This window comes from Dysosmobacter segnis (assembly GCF_014297285.1).
Classification (GTDB): Bacteria; Bacillota; Clostridia; order Oscillospirales; family Oscillospiraceae; genus Oscillibacter; species Oscillibacter segnis.
In genome coordinates, this window is sequence record NZ_JACOQI010000053.1 from 1 (window position 1) to 4,470 (window position 4,470).

The 4,470-nt window shown below is 44.1% G+C and carries 4 protein-coding genes and 1 pseudogene; 1 reads left to right on the plus strand and 4 read right to left on the minus strand.

Going from position 1 to position 4,470, the window contains the following annotated elements:
- Nucleotides 1-137: 137 nt before the first annotated feature.
- From H8Z83_RS18610 to H8Z83_RS18620, 3 genes are all read right to left on the minus strand, one after another.
- Nucleotides 138-941, minus strand: coding sequence for a hypothetical protein (locus H8Z83_RS18610; RefSeq protein WP_187016400.1), 804 nt, complete (start codon nucleotides 939-941; stop codon nucleotides 138-140).
- A 506-nt stretch (nucleotides 942-1,447) separates the two neighbouring features.
- Nucleotides 1,448-1,876 carry a hypothetical protein gene (locus H8Z83_RS19800; protein ID WP_187016401.1) on the minus strand — a complete coding sequence of 143 codons (429 nt, stop codon included), beginning with the start codon at nucleotides 1,874-1,876 and terminating at the stop codon, nucleotides 1,448-1,450.
- A gap of 83 nt (nucleotides 1,877-1,959) precedes the next feature.
- A complete protein-coding gene (locus H8Z83_RS18620) occupies nucleotides 1,960-2,631 on the minus strand; it encodes a hypothetical protein (protein ID WP_187016402.1) in 672 nt (223 codons plus the stop codon).
- 151 nt (nucleotides 2,632-2,782) lie between these two features.
- Between H8Z83_RS18620 and H8Z83_RS18625 the strand changes: the two genes are divergently transcribed.
- The gene (locus H8Z83_RS18625) at nucleotides 2,783-3,439 is read left to right on the plus strand and encodes a hypothetical protein (protein ID WP_119310988.1); all 657 of its coding nucleotides are present in this window, start codon (nucleotides 2,783-2,785) and stop codon (nucleotides 3,437-3,439) included.
- Between the two features lie 19 nt (nucleotides 3,440-3,458).
- Here H8Z83_RS18625 and H8Z83_RS18630 read toward each other — a convergent pair.
- Nucleotides 3,459-4,012: pseudogene (locus tag H8Z83_RS18630) on the minus strand (transposase); the annotation flags it as partial.
- Between the last annotated feature and the right edge of the window lie 458 nt (nucleotides 4,013-4,470).

Below are 4,470 nucleotides of genomic sequence, written 5' to 3' on the forward strand. Positions count from 1 at the left end.
CTGTCTCAGATATGCGATGTATCTCATTCGACCCTGAAAAACAGCGAACGCCGCGGCGGACAATTATCTGTCGACACGATTGAGCGGATCTGCGATGGGTTGGGCATTACCATGTCGGAGTTCTTTGCGAGGAAAGGTTAATAGAAAGGAAGGGTGCCGTAGTATTTAGATACCGTAGAATCATCTTCGACATACTTAGCGACATCTTTAGGACCATATCGCAGCAAAAAATAATCCAGATCATGTAGCTTTTTGTAGATGTCATTTACAACTTCCATCCTATGGGTTTCTTTTGCCTGTTCCGTCTGATCCATGAGATACTGAAGTTCGGATTTAAGATCTTCGTTTTGAACAGATGATTTCATTTCTGACAATAGGTCGATAAATCCGTCTGCATCATAGAAATTCGTTGCAACAACGGGCGTTCCATACTTAGCATAGAATTCTTCAAGGGAGAGCTTTTCACGTTTACATACGGCATCTATATCAATACTACCGTCAACTGCCCAACCAATTTGAATTTCTCCGGTCTGATGGAAATAATTCCAGTATAAACTGTTGGGATCTGACAGCTTCTCGAAAAGATTTTCATCCATATACCTTTGTTCCAACCACAAATTTGCAGCCTTAATTACTTCGGTCAATCTTTCTACTTGCTGCTGAGACATCCCTTCGGTTGCTTGTTGGCGTGCTGCAAGAACGTTCTCTTCCGTTGGCACATAATTTTTCGCATACTCTATATCTGAGCCTGATTTCTCTGAAACATTTTCATTCGAAACAATGGGCACTTCAGAATGATCAGAATCAGAACATATCGCATCTTCTTCACTGGTGACATGGATTGCTAAACCCACACAAACAGTCAAGAGAAAAATGAATATGCACACAGAGAGCCAGCTTTTAGAAATATGAGACGGAAACTGCATTTTGTGATTGGACATCTTTTTTCCTCCAAATAGTTGCGAATCTTTTTATGGATAATATTGCTTTCTCGTAATATAGAACAAATATTCAGGAAAAGTGTAACGTAATAAACATGCTGCACAAACATCGCTAACACGGATGACATTCAGGACCTGTTTAAGAAAAGTATTCAAAATTTATAAAAATGGTCTGGAGTCAAAACTGGATGACGAGCTCAGCCGAAATGAGTCTCAAATCGAGACCTATTTCGACAGTGTCTGTATTTCTAAGGGTTTCATGGTTCTCTATGCCATCGACCATTCCGTGCTACGCGTCCGCTATAAAAAGCAGGCTGGAGATAAACCTTCAGCCTGCTTTTTGTTCATAATTCTGCAAAGCGTTTATTGAAATCCGCATTTTTAATATGATATCGCCCCACTTTGTAATCACGGCTCTGTGACAAACGTCCGGTTCTTTCTGCTTTGGGAATGATCTGACATTCTATCTATTGCGGTTATTACTCTGTATCGGTTTTATTTTTACTTTATCCGTAACCATACGTTTTCACTTCCCACGTTCCGCCGTTGTCCCTCACCAAGATCCACTGAAAGTCATCATACGTTGTATTTGGCTCTAATGAGCCATCACCACCCGATGTATCCGTGTCAAAAGACGAATACAGAACGATGGCCTCATCCGCTTCATATTCCTGCGCCCATTCGGTGAACAGGTCGGCTGACGCATCTCCGGGATAGCGGAGCTGTGTCAAGGTGCAGCCCTGAAACTCCGTTTCAAAATAGGTCATCACGGTATCCATGGCGGCTTGGATGTCGGCGTCCGTGTAGATGTCAGAATGTTCCCATTCAACGATGGAAACGTCACTATCCGTATCATCCGTGGCAGGCTTCGCCTGACAGCCCATCAGAAACAGCAGCGCCAGCACAAAAAACGGTAGTTTTTTCATTGTTTTCATTTTGCATCTCCTTCTAATGGGAAACGTCTGAAAGGCCCACCGCACAGAGGTCTTGCACTCTGCGCGGTGGTTTCCCCAACTCTTTACTTATACTGCTTCAGAGAAACGGTAATATCGCTGAGGCTGGAAACGCCTTTGGCGTAGACGCCGAAGGCCAGCGTGCTTTCCAACTCCTCCGCACCATCCGCAATCAAGAAGGCTCTGGTCAGGGTTTCGCCTGCGCCGATGTCAACGGAAGTGAATTTTTCAAAACCGCCCAGCGTCAGTGCCCGTCCGGCAGTCACCGTCTGCGCGGCAGAGCCATTGTTGGTCACGGTCAGCACGATGTACTGTCCGTCCTCGGGATAGAAGGTGCCTTCCAGAGAATAACCACAGGTGGTCTGGACCTTTGTGTTATCCTGAAGGACGCCCGTCAGGGATTTACCAGCAGCCTTAGCTGGGTCGATCTCAGTGAACGGCCCGTGGACAGTTCCAAGTACAGGCTTTGTGGCGTTGGCGGGGATGCTGCCATCGTCCTTTTTGCCACCTACCACCACATAATCCGCAGGGTCTGCACCCAAGTTGACCCGATTCTTCTGTCCGTCCCAGCGGACTTCGATGCCGAGCAGCTCGGAGATCTGGCGAATGGAGAGATAGTTGGTTTTGCCGCCGGTCTCATCGACGTATGTAATGACAGAGGGAACATCCTGCCCGTTGGGGGCCTTGTAGGATTCTCCGGGCTGTTTTGTCGGATAGCCGGAGTGTTTTGGCTGCATGGCCGAGTTGTTTTGTCATTTTATCGGCTTTTTGATGTGGCAAGCCACATTTCGTCATTTATAAAGGAACAAAACATTAGATTTTTCGTCTATTATCGTGTAAGATATAATAGAACTTGTGTCTATAACGAAAAACGAGGTGGTGTAGTATATGAAAGCACAGTCCAAAACGATAGGAATGGCTATTGGCGTTGTTTTAATAATTGCTATATTTACTGGGGTGGTGTTGAGCAGCCGGGGTCAAGCTATTTCAAGTGAAATTTCGGGAAATTCGGAGGGAGGTGCCGCATTGTCTCTCGCAAACACGGAGGATACAGAAATTATAATAAATGAACTCGCCTCGGAAATTCCCGAAACAGGCTTCTTTGCTTTGGACCCCGACAACTACCATGAATACACAAAAGAAGAGCTTTTTGATTACTATGGGATTGAATTTGATATTTCAAGTGTTTTCCCCGACATGATTGAGGAGAACACCGGGTCTTATGGCATCTTCAAGTTCAGCGATGGAAGCGATATGCAGGGGCATAATTTCATATGGGCTAACCCTATCGGTAATGAGAAAGTAAGTATAGAAATAATCAAAGACGGAGCACCAAAGTCGGACAATACCCAAGTAACTAACGATAGTGCGCCATTGGCCTCTACAATTTCGGGAGAAAATGTAAATATATTCCGCTTTGACAGTGACGAGCAAAGTGGATATTATGCTGAGTTCGTCCACAAAAGTCTCGGGTTTACAGTCTATGGGTACAACTTCGATAAAGATGATTTTGTCAGGATTCTATCCTACTTAATTTCTTGTTAATGTGTTGCAAACTTTGTGGAAAAATTGGAGAAACAGCATCCCAGTTGTCTTTCCAGCGTTTCATGGAATTCGGGTATTTCGGAGTCCATTTTTCAGTTACACGTTCCAAGGCAGCCAGAGCCTTCTGCTCATCAGCGGCCTGATAGATGGTTTTTAAATCTGCAGCAAAGGCTTTTCTGTCCTTGTCCGGAACGTATTTCAGGGTGTTTCTTACCTGATGGACAATACACCTCTGGTATCTTTCTGACGCTTTTTCACCACCTGTGGTTCAAAGGTCGATTTCCGATCCTGTGGGACCTCGATTTCCATAGAGCCATATCGGCTGTTTACCTGCTTGCGTTTATAACCGTTACGATAATCGTCATTGTCAGAACGCTGGGATTTCTCATATCCAAGATGGTCATCCATTTCAGCCTCCATCATTTCTTTAATCGTGCCGCCCAGAAGATCTTTGAGTGCATCCTGGATATCTTCTGCGGTCTCGATATCGTATTCTTCGAGAAGCTGGCGGATGATGTTCCTTTTTCCTTCAGTCATTTCAACTCTGTGAACAGGTTTCTTTTGTTTTGCCATAGTAAAAGGCCCTCCTAATGATATTTATTGTATCATAGAAGGACCTTACTTAGGTTATTTTACAGAAAAAATTTCATAGGCTCACTAAAGAAGAGAAACCATTATCTCAGCTTATCGTTTCGATTTCTCCAAGCAAATCATTTTTTCCTGAGTTGCTAATTTTGTCTGCAAAATTGACTTATTTATGAGGACTATCATAATCTGTACGCGCTGGAACACAAGAGCAACTTTTTGAAATAACGTACCTTTGAGGAGTCTGGACTGGCTCCTCTTTTTTGTTGCACAAATTGTGCAGGCGGTGCTTGCACAATTATCAACCTAACATCTGCATTCCATACAATCTCGATATTGTCCTCCTGTTGTTCTGCGTTATGCTTTCTCCGTGCATTTTCGTATTATTTATTCTGCCATCTGACTTCGCCCTTGGACAGAAGCGGATAACAGATCAGCTGATCTGA